Source organism: Pseudomonas entomophila L48 (assembly GCF_000026105.1).
Classification (GTDB): domain Bacteria; phylum Pseudomonadota; class Gammaproteobacteria; order Pseudomonadales; family Pseudomonadaceae; genus Aquipseudomonas; species Aquipseudomonas entomophila.
The window spans coordinates 2342363-2361124 of the sequence record NC_008027.1 but is presented as its reverse complement, the minus strand read 5'-3'; the positions used below and the strand labels follow the sequence as shown (position 1 = coordinate 2361124).

The following is an 18762-nucleotide window of genomic DNA, read 5'->3' as shown; positions in this document are numbered from 1 at the left end:
TGCTTTCATCGCGGCTGAAGCCGCTCCTACAAGGGGCCGGGCAACAATTGCCTACAGGCAGGTCGCGGCAGCGGCCCGACGGCGCAAGGCCATGCCATCATCCTGCCGGGCGTAGTAGTCCACCCGCGTCCCGCCCGCCTGGGCATAGACATCGACGAACGATTCCGCTTCGCGGGTATACACAGTGAACCCACCCTGCTTGCGCGCCTCCAGGTAGCCGCTGGCATCGACACCGAACGACGACTCCTCCTGCCAACTGAACTGGATGCATTGGGCAACCACGTCCGGGGTCTTGTGCGAGTCCAGGCGTGCGGTTGGCGCGCCATTGCGCGCGGCTTCCATGGTCGATGACGCACAGCCCGCCAGCAGCAGCGTCACGGTGATCGGCAGAATCGCTCGCATGTTCCATCCTCGGGACAAAAAAGAAGGCGACTCTAGCACTGCGCGGGCCGGTTGAGTGAGTCCTCAACGCCTGAATACAGGGCAACAAAATTTTGCGCGACAAAGAACCAAATGAATGAGTCCCGGTCTGATCGGATATCCGGTAAACCTATTCGGATCAAGGACCTACTTCATGATTCCGCGCCTCGCAAGTGCCTCGCTGATTGCCGCCTTCCTGCTACTGGGGGGCTGTTACAGCCATCACTACCACGATGATGATGGCTGGCGTGACCGTGACCACCGGCATCACCATCGGCATGACCGCGATGACGATGATGATGACCGACAATACCGTGACCGCTACTACCGCTGAAGCGCTTTTCATCCCTGACTCGCCGCTGACCGTGCGGCAACAACCCTGATGACTCCCCTTGAGGTTCATAACATGCGTCTGACTCTGCCTTCCCTCGCCCTCGGCCTGCTGCTGTGCCAAGGTGCTTTCGCCGGTGACGGCACCGCGGCTATTGGTGGCGGCCTGGGTGGCGCGCTGGGCAATGTCGTCGGCAAACAGATCGGTGGCAGCACCGGCGCCGCAATCGGCGCAGGCCTGGGCGGCGCCGCCGGCAGCGCGGTGGCTGCACGCAAAGGCAATCGTACCGAAGCGGCCATTGGCGGCGGCCTGGGCTCCGCTGGTGGATCGCTGATCGGCGGTAAGCTGGGTGGTTCCAATGGTTCGACCATCGGCGCAGGCCTGGGTGGCGCGGCCGGTGGTGCCATCGGCAACCACATGGGCGACAACAACCGCAAGCACAAGCACCGTCACTGATTCAGGCCTCGGCGGGGGCAACGGTCTGGAACCGTGGCCCCAAAGCGCCACAGTGGAGCGTGGCGCGGTCCTGTAGGAGCGGCTTCAGCCGCGATACAGGCATCGCGGTCTCTGGCACCCGCTTTGCGGGTGATCGCGGCTAAAGCCGCTCCTACAAAGACTGTATCTGGACAACAGGATGGCACCGGCTTCGCCGGTGTTCGCCGGCAAGCCGGCTCCTACAGGAGCCCCCGGCAAAATACTGCAGCACGTCAACACCACCTTCACGCCAAGCTGCCACACTGGTGCCATTGCCTTTCGTGCCCTGTGTGAAGGAACCCCCTCCCCCCATGAACCATGAGCTGCTCTGGGTCCTCGGCCTGCTCGCCGTCGTCGTCTTCCTGTTCATCATCAACCGGCCGCGCATGGATGTGGTCGCCCTGCTGGTGATACTCGCGCTCCCGCTGTCCGGCATCCTCAGCGTGGAACAGGCCCTGGCCGGTTTCAGCGACCCCAACGTGGTGCTGATCGCCGCATTGTTCGTGATCGGCGAAGGCCTGGTACGCACCGGCATCGCCTATCGCATCGGCGAGTGGATGAGCGAGCGCGCAGGCAATAGCGAAGCCCGCCTGTTGGTGCTGTTGATGATCGCGGTGGCCGGTCTTGGCTCGGTGATGAGTTCGACCGGCGTGGTCGCCATTTTCATCCCGGTGGTGCTGAGCATTGCCGCGCGCCTGCAGCTCTCGCCCAGCCGCCTGATGATGCCCCTGAGTTTCGCCGGCCTGATCAGCGGCATGCTCAGCCTCGTGGCCACGCCCCCGAACGTGGTGGTGCACAGTGAACTGGTGCGCCACGGCGAACACGGCTTCAACTTCTTCAGCTTCACCCCTTTCGGTCTGGTGGTGCTGGTGCTGGGCATCGGCTACATGCTACTGACCCGTCACTGGCTCAATGGCGAAGTACGCAAGGATGGCCGGGTGGAAACCCGCCGCACCCTGCTCGACCTGGTCCTGGACTACAAGCTCAACGGCCGCGAGCGGCGCTTGCGCATCCGTCCGCACTCGCCGCTGATCGGCCACACGCTGGGCGAACTGGAGCTGCGCACTCGCCACGGCGCCAACGTGGTGGGGATCGAGCGCCAGCACAAGTTCACCACCCGGGTGATCCCCGCAGACTCCGGCACGCTGCTGCAGCAAGGCGACATCCTGCTGCTCGACCTGTTCGCCAACCGCGACGACCTGCGCAGCCTGTGCCAGGGCATGTTGCTCGAGCCGCTGCATTTCAAGGCCGCCTACTTCATCGATCAGTCCCAGGAAGTGGGCATGGCCGAGATCTCGCTGCCGCCCGGTTCGCAACTGATCGGCAAGACCCTTCTCGAACTGGCCTTCCGCACCCGCTACGACCTCAACGTGGTCGGCCTGCGCCGCGACCAGGTGGCCATCGAAGGGCAACTGGTGGAAGAAAAGCTGCGCCTGGGCGACACCCTGCTGGTGGTCGGCCCCTGGAAAGCGGTGCGCCAACTGCAAGGCAAGCCACGCGACTTCCTGGTGCTCAGCCTGCCCGCCGAGATCGACCAGGTGGCGCCAGCACGCGCCCGCGCGCCCTACGCGTTGATCAGCCTGGCGGTGATGGTCGGGCTTATGGTCAGCGGCCTGGTGCCCAATGTCATCGCCGCGCTGATCGGCTGCCTGCTGATGGGTGCCGGCCGCTGCATCGACATGAACAGCGCCTACCGTGCCATCCACTGGCAGAGCCTGGTGCTGATCGTCGGCATGTTGCCCTTCGCCTTGGCTCTGCAGAAGACCGGCGGCATCGACCTGGCGGTCGGGGCGCTGGTCAGCCTGCTCGGTGGCGCCGGCCCCGGCGTGATCCTTGGCTGCCTGTTCGCCCTCACCGCACTGATCGGCCTGTTCATCTCCAATACCGCCACCGCTGTGTTGATGGCCCCGGTGGCGATCAGTACTGCCCAGCAACTGGGCATGTCGCCCTACCCCTTCGCCATGACCGTGGCCCTGGCCGCGTCAGCGGCGTTCATGACGCCGGTCTCGTCACCGGTCAACACACTGGTACTCGGCCCAGGCCAATATCGCTTCGCCGACTTCGTCAAGGTTGGCGTGCCCTTCACACTGCTGGTCATGCTGGTGACCGTACTCATGGTGCCTTGGGTGTTCGACCTGTAATCCCTGGCAATATCCCGACGGTTTTCCGTGAATTGACATCAATTGGCGACTTGAAAGACACTGACACGACATCATCCCAGGTGCCTACAGCCGCTTTCCTGGATTCCGTCCTCGCTTGCCGGTCGAGCCTATGGTGTCTCCAGTCACTTCGCGCCTGCTGCCTGCCCTGATCCTGTTCGGCCTGACCCTGGCACTGACCCTGGGCGGCATCCTGGCCCGGCCGATCGAGTCCCTTTCACTGTTCTGGCCGGTCAATGCGGTGCTCGCCGGGGTGTTGCTGCGCAACCCACGCCAGGCCACGCCGGCAGGTTTCAGCCTGGTCTACCTGGCCATGGTCATCGCCGACCTGGCCTGCGGTACCGCCTGGCAACCGGCCCTGTGGTTCAATCTGTGCAACCTGGGCGCCATCGCCACCATCTGGTACCTGGTAGCACGCCTGCCGCGCCAGCACCGTCGCTTGCGAACGCCACACGGCACACTTTGCCTGTTCGGCGCTTGCGCCGCCGGTGCCGCAGTGGCCGCCAGCCTGGCCTGTGTGATGGCCACACCGTGGTTCGAGCAATCCTTACGCGCCACCTGGCTGGCCTGGTTCAGCGAACAGTTCTCCACCAGCGTGCTGGTATTGCCGGTGCTGCTCACTGCGCCCTCGCCGCGCGCCCTGACACGCAGCGGTAGCCAGTCAATCCCTATCGCGCCGTTGCTGGTGCTGCTGGCCTCCCTTGCCCTGAGCATCGCCTTCGGCGGCCCCGGCGCCATCGCCTTCCCTATCGCCGCACTGCTGTGGTGTGCGTTGAGCTACACACCCTTCCTGGTTTCGCTGCTGGCGCTGACCGCCGGTAGCACGCTGATCGTCGCCGTGGCGCAGAACCTCATGCATTTCAGCGTGCCGCAGAGCGAGGCTGGGGTCACCGCGTTGATGTCGGCCCGGCTAGGCATCGCCATGCTCGTGCTGGGCCCGCTGGTACTGGCCTGTGTGAGCAGCGCCAACCGCAACCTGGTGGCCCGGTTGGCGCATCAGGCATCCATCGATCACCTGACCGGCGCCCTCACCCGCAGCGCGTTCACCCAGCGTGCCAACACCTTGCTGGAGAGCCGCCAGCGAGATGCGCAACCCATGCCGCTGACCTTGATGATGCTCGACATCGACCACTTCAAGAGCATCAACGACCGCCATGGCCATGCACTCGGCGACCAGGTGCTGCGTCAATTCTCCCTGACCTTGCAGGATCAATTGCACGAAGGCGAACTGTTCGCCCGCCTGGGAGGTGAAGAGTTCGCCATCGTCATGCCCGGGCTGGCACCCGAGCAGGCCAGATTCAGCGCCGAACGCCTGCGCCGCACGGTACAGGACCTGCACATCAGCCAAGCTGATCAACGCTTGCAGATCACTGTCAGCATCGGCCTTGCAGGTTGCTCCACCGAGTATCCATCGTCCAGCCTCGACGAACTGCTGGCCCAGGCCGACCTGGCCCTGTACCGGGCAAAAGCACATGGACGCAATCGCATCGAACAGGCCGAGACGCAACGCCAACTGGTCTGATTCAACTGGCCAGCAGGTCCCAGCTCAGCTTGGCTATCAGCACGCAGAGCAGGATCAGGAACAACCCCCGCACGAAGCCCGCCCCCTTGCGCACTGCCAGCCAGGTTCCCGTCAGTGCGCCGAGAATGTTGAACACCGCCATGGGCAGAGCGATGGCCCACAGCACATTGCCCGAAGGGATGAAGAACACCAGCGCGGCCAGGTTGGTGGCGATATTGACCAACTTCGCCGACGCCGAGGCATGCAGGAAGTCCAGGGCGAAGAAGCGGATGAACAGGAAGATCAGGAAGCTGCCGGTGCCCGGACCGAACAGCCCGTCGTAGAAGCCGATGGCGCCACCGATCAGCACCGCCAGGCATTGCTCCTTGCGGCCAATCACGGTGGGCTTGTGCAAGGTGCCGAAATCCTTCTTGCAGAAGGTGTAGACCGCCATCAGCACGATCAGCACCAACACCATCGGCCGCATCACGCTGGCTGGCACCAGCGATACCGTGGCCGCGCCGAAGAACGACATGACGAAGGCGCTCAACGCCGCGGGCACGATCAGCCCCCAGTCCAGCTTCACCTTGCGAAGGAACGAGCGCGCGGCAAAGCTGGTGCCGCACACCGAGGCCAGCTTGTTGCTACCCAGCAACGCGGCAGGTTGTGCGTTCGGCAACACGTTGAACAGCGCCGGGATCTGGATCAGCCCGCCACCTCCCACGGCGGCATCGATCAGGCCGGCGGCGAAGGCGAACAGTGAAAGCAGGGCAATATCCATCATGTTGAACGTCCAGGCAGGGGAAAACAGGCTGCCAGACTAATCAAAGCATCGCGCTTGTGTTGAAATGCCACATTGCAAAAACTGCAATGAGTAAAGCCCATGGCCCTGGACATGTTGCGAGAGATACAAGCCTTCGTCAGCGTTGCGCACAAGCGCAGCTTCATCAGCGCCGCCCGCTCGCTGGGACGCTCGCCCAGCGCCGTGACCCGCGCGGTACAGACGCTCGAGGACAATACCGGCGCCAAGCTGTTCAACCGCAGCGCCAGTGCCGTCAGCCTGACCGAGGCCGGTGAGCGGTTGCTGCCCCACGCCGAGCGCTTGCTGGATGTGCAACGGGATGCCGCCGACGAGCTCGCGGCACTGACCGGCTCGGCCCAGGGCTGGATCCGCCTGGCCGCACCCGAGGTGTTGGCCCAGCATGTCCTGCCCTCGGTACTGGCCGAATTCTCCCAGCGCCATCCGAAAGTGACCCTCGACGTGCAGTTCGGCGACCAGGCACTCGACCCGTTGCAGGGCAAGTTCGACTTCGTCATCCGCGGGGCTTTTCCGCAGTCCAGCGAACTGATCGGCTACCCGCTGTGGGCTTATCGTCGCTACCTCTATGCCAGCCCACGCTATCTGGCGAGCGCAGGTACCCCCACAACACTGGATGAGCTGGAGCGGCACGCCCTGATCCTGCACACCGCCCCGCGCATCCTCAAGGCCTGGCACTTCTGCCGCGAGGGGCAGATCACCAGCCTGCGCCCACAGCCACGATTGCGGCTGGGTTCGGGCGTCGCCGTATTGCAAAGTACGTTGGCGGGTGCTGGTATCGCGCGGCTGGCCGACTGGCTGGCCGAGCCACACGTGCAGGCAGGTCGCCTGGTGAAGATCTGCCCGCAATACCACCTGACCTCAAGCAGTGGTCATGACCCGCAGATGCATGCGGTGTACCCCGCAGGCAATATGCCTGCACGGGTTCGCGAACTGCTGCAGGCCTTGCGTGAGGCTCACCCTCGGCCGCAGACACCGGCGTGAAATCGCTGTTCAAATTCTGCTCAATCTAACAGACCCCCTGCAAATACTGGCCTGTAGCGTTTTATCCACAGACCTACCCACGATTTTTGTGGACAGTTTCAGCAGGGGCCGTAGGGTTTATCGCAATCGCAACAAGGCCGCATTGGCCAACTTGACCAGTTCAATCCACTCGCTTGGGCTGATCACCCCGGAACGCTCCAACGCCTCGGCACGGCGCAGTGCCTGGTCGTAATCTTCTTCGTGCAGGATACCTTCTCCAAGAAAACGACCGCGCCACTCCAGCATCGCTGCAGTGCCTTTCTTGCATTCCATAGTGAGCTTCGACTCCAAGGCAGGTGATTGGCCCGTGTGCCCGGACCTGATAGATGGGGGCGCGAGATTACACGAGCGTCCTGCACTTGAGAATGACTTGCAGCTACCGCTTGTCCAGACAACTGCAAAAAGACGGCTTGGCAGCCTGGGGGAAGGATTGAGCCCGCCTTGCGGCGAGGCGGGCTGAAACAAGGAAAATGTGCGTGTCAGCTTGGCGGGATGGTTCCCAGCAGGCCAATCATGATGGTCAGCAGCAGAAAACCACCCAGGAACAGAGCGAGCTTGCCCATTGGAACCTCTACAGTGTGATGACTAGACGACGGGGCTGGCCAAAGTCGGCCAACCTGCCCAGCACGCCGGTTCGCAAGGCTGGGCCTGGTGGCTATTGTCAGCGCCTGACTGATACGGTTACAGAGGCAGGTTCGAGGAAAAAAAGCGGATCAGATGAGCCACTGATCCGCTGCTGGAGCGAGCTGTGCTACGGTCCGTGAAATTCACCGACGAGCACCCCAGGCATGACCGCCCTCACCAGTAACGCCACCCTGCTGATCATCGACATGCAAGCCGGCATCCACCACCCCCGCCTGGGCCGACGCAACAACCCCGAGGCGGAGCTTCGCATGCACGAATTGCTGGTGGCCTGGCGCCTGCGCGGCCGCCCTGTGGTGCATGTGCGGCACGCTTCGCGCGACCCCGATTCGGTGTTCTGGCCCGGACAGCCTGGCTGCGAGTTCCAGGCCGCATTCACGCCATTGGCCAGCGAAGCCATCTTCACCAAGCAGGTGCCCGATGCGTTCTGCCAGAGTGGCCTTGAGCGTTGGCTACAGGTACGCGGCATCACCGAGCTGGTGATCGTCGGGGTGATCACCAACAACTCGGTGGAGTCGACTGCGCGTTCGGCCGGTAACCTGGGGTTCGCCACCGTGGTGGTAGGCGATGCCTGCTACACCTTCGACCAGCAGGACCTGCAGGGCCGCCACTGGCCTGCCGAAGAGGTGCATGCCCTGTCACTGAGCAACCTGGCCATGGACTATGCCCGTATCCTCGACACGGCCACCGTGCTGGCCACTGACTGAGCTCAGGCCATCAACCGCAACTTCGCCAATGGCAACCAACCCAGTTCGCCATTGCGCAGGCTGCGGCACCACAGCCAGCCGTTCAAAGGCCGCAACCCCTCGACCATCTGGCCAGGGTCGATGTCCAGCTCATGGGCGCTGTAGGCTTCCAGTGCCCTGCCCCGTCCGACACCGAGCCGTTCGATGACCTGGGCCGGCACCCAGCCCGGGGTCTGCCCCGCACAACTGCACAGGTACCAGTCCTCCCAATGCTCGTTGCCCTCGTAGCGCTGGCCTATTTCCAGCAGGGTATCCCTGGCGAAGGTGATGGGTGCCGGGTATTCACTGCGGTGGGGTGCTATCACGACGTACTTCACAAGCCTCTCCCTGGCTGCGAAAAGCGTCGATGCTAACAGACCTGCCTCAGAGCACCATGACCATCTCGTGCCAGGCCATGCCACCGTGGTCGGAGGCCGACGGGCGGACATAGCGATAGCCCAGCTTCTCGTAGAGGCCGACATGCCGGTCCTTGCACATCAGGTGGATGGTCGCCTTGCCATGCTCGCGCATCTGCTCGACGAAGCGCGCCATCAGGCGCCCGGCATGGCCCTGCCCCTGGTGCGCCGGGTCCAGCACCACCGACATGATCACCACGTTGAGGGCCTGAGGGTCATGCCCGACCAGCTCCTTGAAGGCTTCATCGGACATCACGACTTCGTGGGCGCAACCACTGTTGATGAAGCCGATCACCTGGCCGTCCAGCTCCAGAATCAGGAAGCCTTGCGGATACTGGGCGATGCGCGTGGCGATCTTCTCCCGAGTGGCGGCTTCATCGCCCTCGTAGGCGGTGGTTTCGATCTGGAAACAACGGTCCACATCGTGTGGCGTGGCCTGGCGGAAGTTCAGGGAACTCATGGGGTGTCCGGATGGCTGGAAACAGAGCGCAACATGCTAACGGAAGTTGTCCTGCCGTGCTGATTTGCAACATATCTTTTCAGCAGGGTCCTGCAAGCCCCATCAACCCGAAACGCCCATGCATGCATCCCCTTTTCGGCGCAAGGCCGCAAGGTTCAGGGCCTGCAGCTAATCGGCTGGAAGCATGTGGAAACATTCCCGACGAACACTCTGTAGGAGCGATCTTTTTGTGAAGTAGGACGTTTCACTCCAACCCCTCTCCCGTGTATGAATAATCAGTATTGAATGCTGAATTGAGCTGATACCGTCGCCACATTCCTACAACGGCAGGGATGCCACGCCAAGTGAGAACACAATGGAAAACTACGACACTTCCGCACTGGGGCTACAAAAATGCTTGCTGAACATGCGCAAGGACCACGCACAACTGAAAGCAACTGGGGACCTGAAGCGCGCGGACGAACTGGCGCGCATCATTGCCAGGCTGGAGCAGGGATTGCTCGAGACTTCGCAAGCCTTCAAGCCGACCACCTTGCAGTGATCCGACACGGGTCAGTCGTAAAACACCATCTCGCTGTAGGGGCTGGCACGGCACGCCGCCAATCGCGACGCCAGGCCGCCGACATGCGCTTCCAGTTGATGGCCGTCGGGGTCGAGGAAGTAGAGCGAATCACCTTCGCTCCTGTCCTGCTTCCACAGCGGAACATCCCGTTCACGCAAACGTTGCGCAAAAGCACTGAAATGCCCCTGCTCGATGGAGAATGCGTAGTGCGTGTAGTTGCGCTGCAAGTGCACCGCACGCACTTCGTCCAATGACAGGCAGAGCCAAAGCTCACCCAGGCTGAGATAGGCCCCTGCCTTCCAGCTCGCGTGCAACCTGAAGCCCAGGGTTTGCTGATAGAACGCGATGCTTCGAGGCAATTGGCTTACGGCGAGGGTGAGGTGATTGAAGCCCGTCAGCATGGAAGAGACCCTGGAGAAATTGTCCGCTGGACTGTAGGCCACAAGCAGTGAAATGTCTGCACGGCGCAAGAGACTGACTACGCTCTTTGCTCAAAGGAAGCCGTCCAGAGGTAGCCACTAATGAAACTTAAATCGGTATTCACTGCCGCATTGAGCCTTGCCCTTGCTTGCGCGAGCCCTACCTTGCTGGCGGACCCAGGCAAGGGAAAGGGCCATGACAAGGGCAACCCGCATGGCGGTCAGGGCCACTCACAGAACGGTAGCGACTGGCATGGCGGCCCATCCGTGGACCTGGGTGGGGTGCGGGTCGTACTCGATGACAACCGCGAGTACTGGAGCCGCGGCTCGGCGTTACCGCCTGGCGTACAGAAGAACCTTGAACGGGGTAAGCCGCTGCCGCCGGGTATCGCCAAAAAGCTGGATGGCCGGTTGCTGGGAAGGCTTCCGCATTACGACGGCTATGAGTGGCGACAGGCCGGGACAGACCTGCTGTTGGTGACGATTGCCACGGGCGTGATCTATGAGGTCCTGCACAATGTGCTGGACTGAAGCCGCTTGGCCACAGGCACATTGAATCGCGAAAGCCCGGTGTGCCAGGGCTTTCGTGATGCGGGCCCACTCAAGCCGTCACGGCCTGATACATGACCCGGTGCGCCTCGGTCGGCAATGGCACTTCCCATTTGAACAGCATGCGGCGGATATCGTCGTTGCGCAGCGACGTGTCACGCCGCTGGTTGCGCCGCATGATCTCCGCTTCAGGGCGCTCCAGGTAGACGATCTCCACCTGCGCGCCGTAACCGTAGAGCAAGTCCAGGGTACGGCTGCGCATCTGCGCCGACAGGTGCGTCGAGTTCCACACGAACGGCCGCTGCTCACGCAGCAAGGCCTTGGCCCGGTCGATGGCGTAATGCGCGGCGGCCCCCTCGTTCTGCCCATGGCGCAACCCCAAAGCCTGACGCGCGTCGTCGAACGACACCACCGGCAGATCCGGATGATGCCGCGCGGTCCAGGTATCCTTGCCGCTGGCCGGCAGGCCCGAGAGCATCACCACCTGCGAGCCCTCCGGCTCGTGCAGCGAGTAATCGGGATGCACCCGGGCACCACGCAGGTACTGGATGCGCGTGTAGTCATCGGCGAATGCTCGCGGCCCGTGCAGGCAGCCCTCCTCGGCCGCCAGCTCTTTCCACAGTTCGATGGCGTCCAGCACATCGGCCTTGCCGGCATAGTGGCGGCCCTGCATGTCGGCTTCGGCCACCGCGCAGAGCATCCACACTGGCAGTTCCCACGACAGCTTGTGCAGCAGGAACTCCGCGCTGCGGCCGCTGCGATCACCCTGTAAGGCAAAGAACGGCAACTGGTGTACCGCGATGATGCGGCAGATCTGCTCGCGCAGGTCGAACGGCACGCCCGCGCGCCATAGCAGCAGCCGCGCATCCACCGCGCCCCGGCGCGAGTGGCCGGGCTGGCCGATGCGCCCGGTTTGCGGGTCGATCACCGTGGTGTCGGGTTTGGCGATGTCATGCAACAGCGCCGCAAAGAACAGCACCAGGCGCTGCTCGGCGGTGGCCTGCTGATAGGCGGGCTGTGCCAGCAGCGCCTCGACCACCAGGCGGGTGTGGGTCCACACATCGCCCTCGGCGTGATAGGTCGGGTCCTGCGGTGTGTCGGCCAGGCGCGCCAAGGCCGGAATTGCCGCCAGGCAGGCCATGGCGTCCATGTCGTGCCCGGGCTCGGGCACTAGTTGTTGCAGTTGTCGAATATCCATTTCGGGATGCTCCTTCAGTAGCCGCGGCGCGGGCCCTGCCAGTCCATGGACAGGCAAGGTGCGTACAGGTCGACGCCGTCGGCCAGTTGATTGGGGATGAAGGGTTGATTGGCATGATGCTGGTCGGCATCGAGGATGGCCTGGACGAAGTCCTGGCGCACCCACTTGAGCCGACCGAGGGTCTGCCGCTCGTCCTCGAGCTTCAGGTACAGCCCCTCCATGCAGCTGGAGCGGTCGCACTGGCGCCAGGCGCGGGCCAGGTCGAGGCCTTCGCGGCTCACTACCTGCTCGAACACCTCTCGCCACCGCGCGGTCTTGGCCAGCGAATCACCAACCAGCGCCATCAGCTCCGCATAACGGCGCGGCGCCGGGCCCTCGTACAACACCGGCACCGACAGCACCGGCCCGCCCTCGAGCAAGCGTCGGCGCGCCTCGGTGGACAGGAACAGCCCGGTGGCACGGTCCCAGATGTCGAACTCGCAAAAGTAGTGCGGCAGGTGGTCGTAGAACACCGAGTGCTTCTTGTGCAGCCACTCGCCATACAGCACGAAGCGGTCCTCCAGGCGCTCCAGCAGCCAGCGTTCGTGGGCCACGGCCCATTGCTTGAACAGGTTGAACTGGCGTTCGCGGCCACCGCCGGTGAGGTAATGACCGCGCGACTGCAGACGCAGCTCACCGCCTTCGGTGAAGCTGATGCCGGCATTGGCGCCGTCGAGTTTTTCTTCGACCACCAGCCACTGGCCAGCCAACGAGGCATAGCGGACCTGGCCGGCGTCGGTATCGCCGTCCTGCAGGCGTGAGCCTTCCAGGTGGGGCGTGCGCGGGTACTTGAGCAGTTCGAGGGTGTGCGCGTCGGCACGAAAATCCATGTTCATGGGTTTCTCCATTCAAAAAGGGAAAAACCGACGACAGGATCAGGCAGGCACAGCGATGAAGCGCCGCCGCGCACAGGTGCGGGCAGCCATCAGGCACGATGGACCGTCGTCGGTATCAGGCGTGTTGGCTGGCGTAGGGCACTGGCTTCACCACTTGGGGAAAAGGTTGCGGGGGCTTTAGGGCGCGCATTCAACAGCAAATGGCAGGGTTGGGTCAAGCCCCATTGGCCATGTGCCAGGGCGCAACATCCATTACGCGAAGTGGATTAGCCAGGACGGGACGGGTGCCGTGGAGTTGTTAAACCAGGCGTTCATTTCCCCAAACTGACTTCGATCTAATGCTCTGATCTGTCTAAAGTACTTCATGTCTCGGCGTCAAAGCTTGCCTTTCGCAGACGCTACCTACCCATGGACTGGAGAAAAGACATGCCGGCCTGCCCCATACCGACTGACGAAACGCTTCGCCAGCGTACCCTCGATGAGATGAATGTGCTGGATACGCCGGCTGAGCACTACCTCGATACCCTGGTGCGGCTCACCCAGGAAGTTGCACACGTGGACACTGTGCTTATCAGCCTGATCGATCAAGATCGACAGTGGTTCAAAGCCAGGATAGGGCTGGACGTGAGCGAGACCCCACGCGATATATCCTTCTGTGGCTACGCCATTCTGAGTGACGACACCTTGCTGGTGCCGGACGCCGAGTACGATCCGCGATTCGCCGATAATCCGCTGGTACTGGGCGCACCTTATATCCGCTTCTATGCCGGGCACCCCTTGCGTGCTGGAAACGGCAAAGCTATCGGAACCCTATGCATGTTCGGCCCTAGCCCGCGCCTTCTAAGCGAGGCCCAACAATCCAACTTCAGGGATCTGGCGACACTCGCAGAGGGTTATCTACAACTGCGCAGTTTGATACAAGCCAACCGCGACCTTCGGTTGGAAATGGACCGTGAACAACGCAAGGCGTTACTTGATCCACTGACACAGCTATGGAATCGCGGCGCGCTGGCGGCCTTCCAGGATCGTGAACGGCGCTTGGCAGAGGAGCAAGGCCTCAAGCTGGGTACTGTTTATGCGGACCTTGACCATTTCAAGTCTGTCAACGACAAACATGGTCACGCCGAGGGCGACCTGGTGCTCTGCGAGTGTGCGCGTCGCCTGCGCGCTGCGCTTCGTCCCGATGACTTGCTGGTGCGCCAGGGCGGTGAGGAATTCGTCGCCCTGCTGCGGGTAAATGACCGTGAAGAACTGATGCTGATCGCGGAACGCGTGCGGCTACTTATCGGCGGCGGACCGGTGCAGCTTTCCAGCGGTCCGTTGAGGGTGAGCGTCAGTATTGGATGTACGCTACTCAGCGATAGCGAAGAGATCGATGACGCACTGCGGCGCGCCGACAGCGGGCTCTACGCCGCCAAACAGGGGGGGCGTGATCGAGTTGTCTATATGCCTCCGCCAGCTGTGGACCATTGAATTGTTGGATCAATCAACTGACCAACCGCGCTGATGTCGAATTGGCGTCAGCGCGCCCCATTGACGCTCAGTCAAGCCCGCCAATTGCGGGGCAGGAAAGGTCGTGTGGGCCGCACGGTGAAGATGTTCCAGAAGCAGTGCACGGCAACCCACCTCAGGCGCGGAGTGAAGCTACGGGCGTAACGGTTGGCTTCACCGGCAGGATCGCCAGGATCGCCAATGCCCATCAGAAAGGCTTGAGGGACCGCCCGGCGCTTGGTGCACTTGCCGTGCGGTATGAACGCCGACAACTGCCGGGTTTCGCAGAGGCAGGCCTCGAAACTATCCGAAACATCCTGGCCAGCCATCTGTCTCTTTAGGTGTGGACCTTGCGGTATGCTAGTCTCCGCGCCCGGCTTAGCAGAGCTTTGATACCAAGCTGCTAATCTAGGGGTACTGATTGCTTTGGCTCATCCGCAGCACTGACAGATGCCGAGTAGATTCCCAATAACGAGACAGCTACCAAGCATTTGCGCATCGTCTTTTTAATCGTCACGTCCTTGTACTCCATATCTTTAACGATGAACTCATAGCTCTGAGGCTATCAGTAGCGAAACGCCATGCCAATGGCCTAGCGCCATCCCAAGTTGTATCGCCACTAGAGCAATCCATCACGACCGATGCAGCCCACCAAGGACCACTCATGGAAACGATTACCTGCGGCACATGGACAGGCCGCCTTGGCAAAGGGCTGGCTCCCCGCGAACTGGAAGCACTGCTCGGCGTCGCTCAGGGCATGACCGCCAAACAGATTGCTCAGCAGATGCAAATCACACCAGGCACAGTGGCCAACCGCATCGAGAACGCCATGTTCAAGCTCGGCGTGGCACGTCGTGCCGCTGCGGTGGCCGAAGCAATGCGCCGACAGATCATCAGTCCGGTGTGTATCGCCCTCGCCGGCCTTATCGCACTACATGCCATCAACGATGATAGCGACCCGTTACGTCGTGATCGTCGGGCACCCGAACGAAGTGCAGCTCAAGTTAGACTGGTGCGAAAAGCCGAGGGATTTGAGTATCGCATTTAGAAATCAAGTGTTGTATCGACCTGCCTCACCCCATTGAAATTTACCAGGACATCCAAGAACTCTTCTCCCGACGCCTCAGTAAACCAACCATTCACCTGTATGTACTTCAAGATTTCATGCTCGCTCATTTTAGAAGCTAGTATATGGCAAAGATAAAAGACCGGGGCACTTATCGAAAAAGTTAGAAATTCATCATGCTCGCCATCGTCATTAGGGAGCTTTTGCATCTCTTCAAAGAGCCTGAGTATTTCAGATTCATTTTCACACAGCAACTCATGCAGGCGCTCAATGCCTTCAATACCAAATGACCCCAAACGCTGAATTAGCACACTATCCTTAGTATAAGGAATTTCGTGAACAGTAGCGATCTCCTTAAACTTGTCCATAATACGCCGACAATCATTATCTGCCTGCAAAAACTTCTCGAAAGAAACCACGTCCAAACCAATGCCGGCATAGCCACTCTTCAAAGCCTCATCTAGACCCTGAGCATATGAATGATTTTCGGTCCGTATAGATATGAATTCTTGATCCGCCAATTCCAACAGACCTGCAAGCCTAGAAAACTTTCTCTTTACCGGATCAGGGATATCATACTTACTCTTATATCCAATATCATGTTCAATTTCAGCCCACGTATGCTGCAGGATAGACCTAATTTGAATCTCCAGCTTTAATCCTTTATATGCAGCATATTCTTGCAACTTTGACCTTTGATTTACGAATGACGCGACATAATGAAGAGAAAGATATCCGAATCGATCAGGATCTAAAGATGCTCGCTTATCTATACTATTTACCGAATCTATCGTAAATTCTTTTTCTATTATTTTCGCAACAACATCCACATCATCAGAATAGTGCGTTATCACCCTAACACCAACCAGATCGGTAATATCCGATATACACTTATACTTATTCTTCTTGTTTATTTTTCTCTCTAAACTTTTACGATCCTTACAACGAAACGAGATTGAATGAACTGCTACTCCTTGAGCCTCGAGAAGACGCCGTATTAAATCTGCCGAAGTAACACAGAAAGCTGAGTACAGATCGTGCTGTTCATCGTAACTCCTCATGAGTTCCTGAGTAATAGCATTTGCCTTCGAATTATCCATGTCATCTCTCGATTTTCTATATCAGAATGCCATCATACTGCCTCAGATCTGAAAGCACACCTCCAAATCTCCGGTCGTTCATAAGGACGAGCCCCCCCCGAATCCCAACAGAGGATCATCACATGCACGACTCCATGCAACAGCGCGTGGACGGCCTGGCCGCCCTGCGTGCACGCTCACTCATGGCAATTGCTGAGTTCTACGAGCTAATTGGACGCCCTGCTCCTGCGCCTGGCCCGTTGTACAAGGCCGTCACCAAGGGCAATGCCTGGCACATCATCGAGATCGCTACGGGCAAGACCAAGGGATTCTGTTTCACTCACCGAGCGGCTATGCATTTCGTGGATGCAATGGAGGCAGGCGCAGCAACTCAGCAGGGCGGTCGATGAAAGTAATACCGATATCGGCTGTTTAGAAGCACAGCGCAGGTGCTGAGCGGTTCTCAACCGGTATCTAAGCGGGCCCAGCACGCGCCAGACCAGCCGACCAAAAGTCTAACGGTAACTCTCTACAATATCGTCATGAACCTCGCGTAAGCCAAGCTCAGCTCCAGTTCAACATCCCCCACATCTCGCTCAGGGATAAAGCGGACCTTCCCCTCGGGTGAGTTGAGCAATTCACTTGCGCGGTCTACCAAATTTTTACTGTGAAGACCTTGCTCTTGAGCGGCAGCTATAAGCGCAACTAACGCCTGTTGGCGCATATCCAGCGTTACTTCAGTCATCTGTGGCTCCTTGTTCCCGGCTCCATGCCGGCTCCCCGTAATAACCCATTCCCCCCAAAATTGCCACCATACCGCCACCTGCACGGAGGGCGGCACATACAAATCAAGAGGTATCGGGCCATGGCCGAGCAGAAGACGGGAGCCGCCAAGCACTCTGCGGACTACCGCGATCGCGTGAAGAAGAAAGCCGAGAAGCTGGGAATCGAGAAGGTGATCTTCAACATGCCTGCCGGGATCAAGGCCGCCATGGCCGCCGAGATCGAGCGCCATGGCTACGACCAGGTGCAGGAGCTCTGGCAGCACTTGGCCCTGTCGTGGATCGCGCAGGACCATGAAGAGCGGGCACGCCGGCTTGAACGACCTGGCGCGCCAGCTTTTTTCATCTCGCCAAAACTAGCGCGTAAGCTCAATGAAACCAGCGCAGCGGAGCTTAAGCGCAACCCGGGAGATGAAGTCGTTCCACCAGATCAAGGCATGCTTGGGTCTGTGGGGTAAGGCCCCATTATCCGGTCAATGTTCGGCCATAGCAGGTAGGCTGAATTCCAACCTGAGCCTCGCGATGCGCAATACACAACGAACTCGCTCTCGCTGTCTCGGCTCGCTCGATACTTGTACTTGTAGCACCCATCTGCACCAAGCCTCTCAAGAGCTGACTCGATCTGCGCATTAGCAGTTGTAACCCAGGGGCCTGGGTACTTCTCGTATATGGCCTCGGCAGCCACCTCGAGTGACACAGCTGCCAAGACAGCAGCAAAGAGAATCTTAATTTTCACGATTGGCGATCCATGCGGAATTCGGGCCGATCATCAAACAACATTCAAAACCAAATTGCCACCATGCCGCCACCAGCACGGAGGGCGGCGCATACAAATCAAGAGGTATCGGCCATGGCCGAGCAGAAGACGGGGGCCGCCAAGCACTCTGCGGACTACCGCGATCGCGAGAAGAAGAAGGCCGAGAAGCTGGGCATCGAGAAGGTGTTCTTCAACATGCCCGCAGGGATCAAGGCTGCATTGGCTGCCGAGATCGAGCGACACGGCTACGACCAGGTGCGGGAGCTCTGGCAGGACCTGGCCTTGTCGTGGATTGCACAAGATCCTGAAGAGCGGGTGCGTCGACTTGAACGACCTAACGCGCCAGCCTTTTACATCTCGCCGAAACTAGCGCGTCAGTTCGAAGAGACTAGTACGGCTGAGCTGAGGCGAAACCCTGGCGATGAGATTGTCAGGCCCTAGGTAAAGTCGAAAACGACCTGTCCAGGCGCTGCCATCGCTATCCGCACCAAACTGTCTACTGCCGCATTTGAAGTTTTGATTGTGAGCGTGCCCTGCCCACTTGTCTTGAGCGCCATGGCAACTTTAACCAATCCATCTACTGCATGATTGCCGCTCACGACAAGGCTTCCGCCAGCCATCGCGACTCGCACCAATGATTCAGTAGCGTGCCCCATTTCCACCGCTCCTTGCAGACGGCTCGATTGCCGACCATCTGTATTACCCCATCCAACCCCAAATTGCCACAACTCCGCCGCCAGGGTGACCGGTGCAGACGGGGAGAAAGACCAGACTGAGGCTGGAGCACGGCCAACCCCAATCACCTGGTGGCGGCCGGCTGGATCGCCATCCCTACCGACACAACGCTCGACAAAGCAGAGGCCGCCAAGATCTTTGCCGCAGTGGGCGCCTGGAATCAGCAGAAAGCAGCATAAAACGCATCACCGCACGCGCCCGACACGCCCGGCGCCAGCAACACATCAATCTGCCGCCCAGCAGCTTGGGACGTATCGGCAATGGTCATGGACTACGGCGAA

The 18762-nt window shown here is 60.4% G+C and carries 24 protein-coding genes; 14 read left to right on the top strand and 10 right to left on the bottom strand.

The window, feature by feature from the left end; translation table 11 throughout:
- Positions 1-51: 51 nt before the first annotated feature.
- The gene (locus PSEEN_RS10515; protein ID WP_011533480.1) at positions 52-402 is read right to left on the bottom strand and encodes a hypothetical protein; all 351 of its coding nucleotides are present in this window, start codon (positions 400-402) and stop codon (positions 52-54) included.
- 172 nt (positions 403-574) lie between these two features.
- On the opposite strand from PSEEN_RS10515, the gene PSEEN_RS10510 reads away from it, so the two are divergent.
- From PSEEN_RS10510 to PSEEN_RS10495, 4 genes are all read left to right on the top strand, one after another.
- Entirely contained in the window at positions 575-754 is a 180-nt protein-coding gene (locus PSEEN_RS10510) for a hypothetical protein (protein WP_044487989.1), read from the top strand.
- Between the two features lie 72 nt (positions 755-826).
- Positions 827-1207 carry a glycine zipper domain-containing protein gene (locus PSEEN_RS10505; RefSeq protein WP_011533478.1) on the top strand — a complete coding sequence of 127 codons (381 nt, stop codon included), beginning with the start codon at positions 827-829 and terminating at the stop codon, positions 1205-1207.
- Between the two features lie 329 nt (positions 1208-1536).
- Positions 1537-3366 (top strand): SLC13 family permease, encoded by a 1830-nt coding sequence (locus tag PSEEN_RS10500; protein WP_011533477.1) that lies wholly within the window; start codon positions 1537-1539, stop codon positions 3364-3366.
- 115 nt (positions 3367-3481) lie between these two features.
- The gene (locus PSEEN_RS10495) at positions 3482-4906 is read left to right on the top strand and encodes a GGDEF domain-containing protein (RefSeq protein WP_044487987.1); all 1425 of its coding nucleotides are present in this window, start codon (positions 3482-3484) and stop codon (positions 4904-4906) included.
- Position 4907: 1 nt separating this feature from the next.
- On the opposite strand, the gene PSEEN_RS10490 is transcribed toward PSEEN_RS10495, so the two are convergent.
- Positions 4908-5669, bottom strand: a complete 762-nt coding sequence (locus PSEEN_RS10490; RefSeq protein WP_011533475.1) for a sulfite exporter TauE/SafE family protein — start codon at positions 5667-5669, stop codon at positions 4908-4910.
- A 99-nt stretch (positions 5670-5768) separates the two neighbouring features.
- Between PSEEN_RS10490 and PSEEN_RS10485 the strand changes: the two genes are divergently transcribed.
- Complete coding sequence (locus tag PSEEN_RS10485) at positions 5769-6686, top strand: LysR family transcriptional regulator (RefSeq protein ID WP_011533474.1); 918 nt, start codon at positions 5769-5771, stop codon at positions 6684-6686.
- Between the two features lie 117 nt (positions 6687-6803).
- On the opposite strand, the gene PSEEN_RS10480 is transcribed toward PSEEN_RS10485, so the two are convergent.
- Positions 6804-6998, bottom strand: coding sequence for a hypothetical protein (locus PSEEN_RS10480; RefSeq protein ID WP_044487985.1), 195 nt, complete (start codon positions 6996-6998; stop codon positions 6804-6806).
- A 515-nt stretch (positions 6999-7513) separates the two neighbouring features.
- Between PSEEN_RS10480 and PSEEN_RS10475 the strand changes: the two genes are divergently transcribed.
- The gene (locus PSEEN_RS10475) at positions 7514-8074 is read left to right on the top strand and encodes a cysteine hydrolase family protein (protein ID WP_011533471.1); all 561 of its coding nucleotides are present in this window, start codon (positions 7514-7516) and stop codon (positions 8072-8074) included.
- A 2-nt stretch (positions 8075-8076) separates the two neighbouring features.
- Here the strand turns inward: PSEEN_RS10475 and PSEEN_RS10470 are convergent, their stop codons facing one another.
- Both PSEEN_RS10470 and PSEEN_RS10465 read right to left on the bottom strand, forming a co-directional pair.
- Complete coding sequence (locus PSEEN_RS10470) at positions 8077-8418, bottom strand: SH3 domain-containing protein (protein WP_231845301.1); 342 nt, start codon at positions 8416-8418, stop codon at positions 8077-8079.
- A gap of 58 nt (positions 8419-8476) precedes the next feature.
- On the bottom strand, positions 8477-8968 hold the full coding sequence (locus PSEEN_RS10465) for a GNAT family N-acetyltransferase (RefSeq protein WP_011533469.1): 492 nt from the start codon (positions 8966-8968) through the stop codon (positions 8477-8479).
- Between the two features lie 355 nt (positions 8969-9323).
- Between PSEEN_RS10465 and PSEEN_RS10460 the strand changes: the two genes are divergently transcribed.
- Positions 9324-9509 carry a hypothetical protein gene (locus PSEEN_RS10460; RefSeq protein WP_011533468.1) on the top strand — a complete coding sequence of 62 codons (186 nt, stop codon included), beginning with the start codon at positions 9324-9326 and terminating at the stop codon, positions 9507-9509.
- A gap of 11 nt (positions 9510-9520) precedes the next feature.
- Here the strand turns inward: PSEEN_RS10460 and fos are convergent, their stop codons facing one another.
- The gene (gene fos, locus PSEEN_RS10455) at positions 9521-9931 is read right to left on the bottom strand and encodes a fosfomycin resistance glutathione transferase (protein ID WP_011533467.1); all 411 of its coding nucleotides are present in this window, start codon (positions 9929-9931) and stop codon (positions 9521-9523) included.
- Between the two features lie 120 nt (positions 9932-10051).
- Between fos and PSEEN_RS10450 the strand changes: the two genes are divergently transcribed.
- Positions 10052-10480, top strand: a complete 429-nt coding sequence (locus PSEEN_RS10450; protein WP_011533466.1) for an anti-virulence regulator CigR family protein — start codon at positions 10052-10054, stop codon at positions 10478-10480.
- A gap of 70 nt (positions 10481-10550) precedes the next feature.
- On the opposite strand, the gene PSEEN_RS10445 is transcribed toward PSEEN_RS10450, so the two are convergent.
- Both PSEEN_RS10445 and PSEEN_RS10440 read right to left on the bottom strand, forming a co-directional pair.
- A complete protein-coding gene (locus PSEEN_RS10445; RefSeq protein ID WP_011533465.1) occupies positions 10551-11696 on the bottom strand; it encodes an AAA family ATPase in 1146 nt (381 codons plus the stop codon).
- A 14-nt stretch (positions 11697-11710) separates the two neighbouring features.
- Complete coding sequence (locus PSEEN_RS10440) at positions 11711-12571, bottom strand: RNA ligase family protein (protein WP_011533464.1); 861 nt, start codon at positions 12569-12571, stop codon at positions 11711-11713.
- Positions 12572-12997: 426 nt separating this feature from the next.
- Here PSEEN_RS10440 and PSEEN_RS10435 point away from each other — a divergent pair, with 426 nt between their 5' ends.
- The 3 genes from PSEEN_RS10435 (at position 12998) to PSEEN_RS10430 (ending at position 15110) form a co-directional block, all read left to right on the top strand.
- A complete protein-coding gene (locus PSEEN_RS10435) occupies positions 12998-14044 on the top strand; it encodes a sensor domain-containing diguanylate cyclase (protein WP_011533463.1) in 1047 nt (348 codons plus the stop codon).
- Between the two features lie 137 nt (positions 14045-14181).
- A complete protein-coding gene (locus PSEEN_RS27280) occupies positions 14182-14403 on the top strand; it encodes a phage virion morphogenesis family protein (RefSeq protein WP_162042917.1) in 222 nt (73 codons plus the stop codon).
- A 323-nt stretch (positions 14404-14726) separates the two neighbouring features.
- Complete coding sequence (locus tag PSEEN_RS10430; protein WP_011533460.1) at positions 14727-15110, top strand: helix-turn-helix domain-containing protein; 384 nt, start codon at positions 14727-14729, stop codon at positions 15108-15110.
- Here PSEEN_RS10430 and PSEEN_RS26075 read toward each other — a convergent pair.
- Positions 15107-16228 (bottom strand): GTP pyrophosphokinase, encoded by a 1122-nt coding sequence (locus PSEEN_RS26075; protein ID WP_083789162.1) that lies wholly within the window; start codon positions 16226-16228, stop codon positions 15107-15109. The two genes, PSEEN_RS10430 and PSEEN_RS26075, sit on opposite strands and share 4 nt — an antisense overlap.
- A gap of 122 nt (positions 16229-16350) precedes the next feature.
- Here PSEEN_RS26075 and PSEEN_RS10420 point away from each other — a divergent pair, with 122 nt between their 5' ends.
- Positions 16351-16617 carry a hypothetical protein gene (locus tag PSEEN_RS10420; protein ID WP_011533458.1) on the top strand — a complete coding sequence of 89 codons (267 nt, stop codon included), beginning with the start codon at positions 16351-16353 and terminating at the stop codon, positions 16615-16617.
- Positions 16618-16736: 119 nt separating this feature from the next.
- Here the strand turns inward: PSEEN_RS10420 and PSEEN_RS10415 are convergent, their stop codons facing one another.
- On the bottom strand, positions 16737-16952 hold the full coding sequence (locus PSEEN_RS10415; protein ID WP_011533457.1) for a hypothetical protein: 216 nt from the start codon (positions 16950-16952) through the stop codon (positions 16737-16739).
- A 120-nt stretch (positions 16953-17072) separates the two neighbouring features.
- On the opposite strand from PSEEN_RS10415, the gene PSEEN_RS10410 reads away from it, so the two are divergent.
- Positions 17073-17447, top strand: coding sequence for a hypothetical protein (locus PSEEN_RS10410; protein WP_011533456.1), 375 nt, complete (start codon positions 17073-17075; stop codon positions 17445-17447).
- A gap of 392 nt (positions 17448-17839) precedes the next feature.
- Entirely contained in the window at positions 17840-18187 is a 348-nt protein-coding gene (locus tag PSEEN_RS10405; RefSeq protein WP_011533454.1) for a hypothetical protein, read from the top strand.
- Positions 18188-18762: the final 575 nt, after the last annotated feature.

Coding starts and splice junctions, on each gene's coding strand:
- PSEEN_RS10460 (WP_011533468.1), top strand. CDS start 9,324: ATGGAAAACTACGACACTTCCGCACTGGGGCTACAAAAATGCTTGCTG.
- PSEEN_RS10490 (WP_011533475.1), bottom strand. CDS start 5,669: ATGATGGATATTGCCCTGCTTTCACTGTTCGCCTTCGCCGCCGGCCTG.
- fos (WP_011533467.1), bottom strand. CDS start 9,931: ATGCTGACGGGCTTCAATCACCTCACCCTCGCCGTAAGCCAATTGCCT.
- PSEEN_RS10480 (WP_044487985.1), bottom strand. CDS start 6,998: ATGGAATGCAAGAAAGGCACTGCAGCGATGCTGGAGTGGCGCGGTCGT.
- PSEEN_RS10485 (WP_011533474.1), top strand. CDS start 5,769: ATGGCCCTGGACATGTTGCGAGAGATACAAGCCTTCGTCAGCGTTGCG.
- PSEEN_RS10405 (WP_011533454.1), top strand. CDS start 17,840: ATGGCCGAGCAGAAGACGGGGGCCGCCAAGCACTCTGCGGACTACCGC.
- PSEEN_RS10420 (WP_011533458.1), top strand. CDS start 16,351: ATGCACGACTCCATGCAACAGCGCGTGGACGGCCTGGCCGCCCTGCGT.
- PSEEN_RS10500 (WP_011533477.1), top strand. CDS start 1,537: ATGAACCATGAGCTGCTCTGGGTCCTCGGCCTGCTCGCCGTCGTCGTC.
- PSEEN_RS10445 (WP_011533465.1), bottom strand. CDS start 11,696: ATGGATATTCGACAACTGCAACAACTAGTGCCCGAGCCCGGGCACGAC.
- PSEEN_RS10475 (WP_011533471.1), top strand. CDS start 7,514: ATGACCGCCCTCACCAGTAACGCCACCCTGCTGATCATCGACATGCAA.
- PSEEN_RS10515 (WP_011533480.1), bottom strand. CDS start 402: ATGCGAGCGATTCTGCCGATCACCGTGACGCTGCTGCTGGCGGGCTGT.
- PSEEN_RS10505 (WP_011533478.1), top strand. CDS start 827: ATGCGTCTGACTCTGCCTTCCCTCGCCCTCGGCCTGCTGCTGTGCCAA.
- PSEEN_RS10450 (WP_011533466.1), top strand. CDS start 10,052: ATGAAACTTAAATCGGTATTCACTGCCGCATTGAGCCTTGCCCTTGCT.
- PSEEN_RS10410 (WP_011533456.1), top strand. CDS start 17,073: ATGGCCGAGCAGAAGACGGGAGCCGCCAAGCACTCTGCGGACTACCGC.
- PSEEN_RS10415 (WP_011533457.1), bottom strand. CDS start 16,952: ATGACTGAAGTAACGCTGGATATGCGCCAACAGGCGTTAGTTGCGCTT.
- PSEEN_RS26075 (WP_083789162.1), bottom strand. CDS start 16,228: ATGGATAATTCGAAGGCAAATGCTATTACTCAGGAACTCATGAGGAGT.
- PSEEN_RS10430 (WP_011533460.1), top strand. CDS start 14,727: ATGGAAACGATTACCTGCGGCACATGGACAGGCCGCCTTGGCAAAGGG.
- PSEEN_RS10510 (WP_044487989.1), top strand. CDS start 575: ATGATTCCGCGCCTCGCAAGTGCCTCGCTGATTGCCGCCTTCCTGCTA.
- PSEEN_RS10465 (WP_011533469.1), bottom strand. CDS start 8,968: ATGAGTTCCCTGAACTTCCGCCAGGCCACGCCACACGATGTGGACCGT.
- PSEEN_RS10440 (WP_011533464.1), bottom strand. CDS start 12,571: ATGAACATGGATTTTCGTGCCGACGCGCACACCCTCGAACTGCTCAAG.
- PSEEN_RS10435 (WP_011533463.1), top strand. CDS start 12,998: ATGCCGGCCTGCCCCATACCGACTGACGAAACGCTTCGCCAGCGTACC.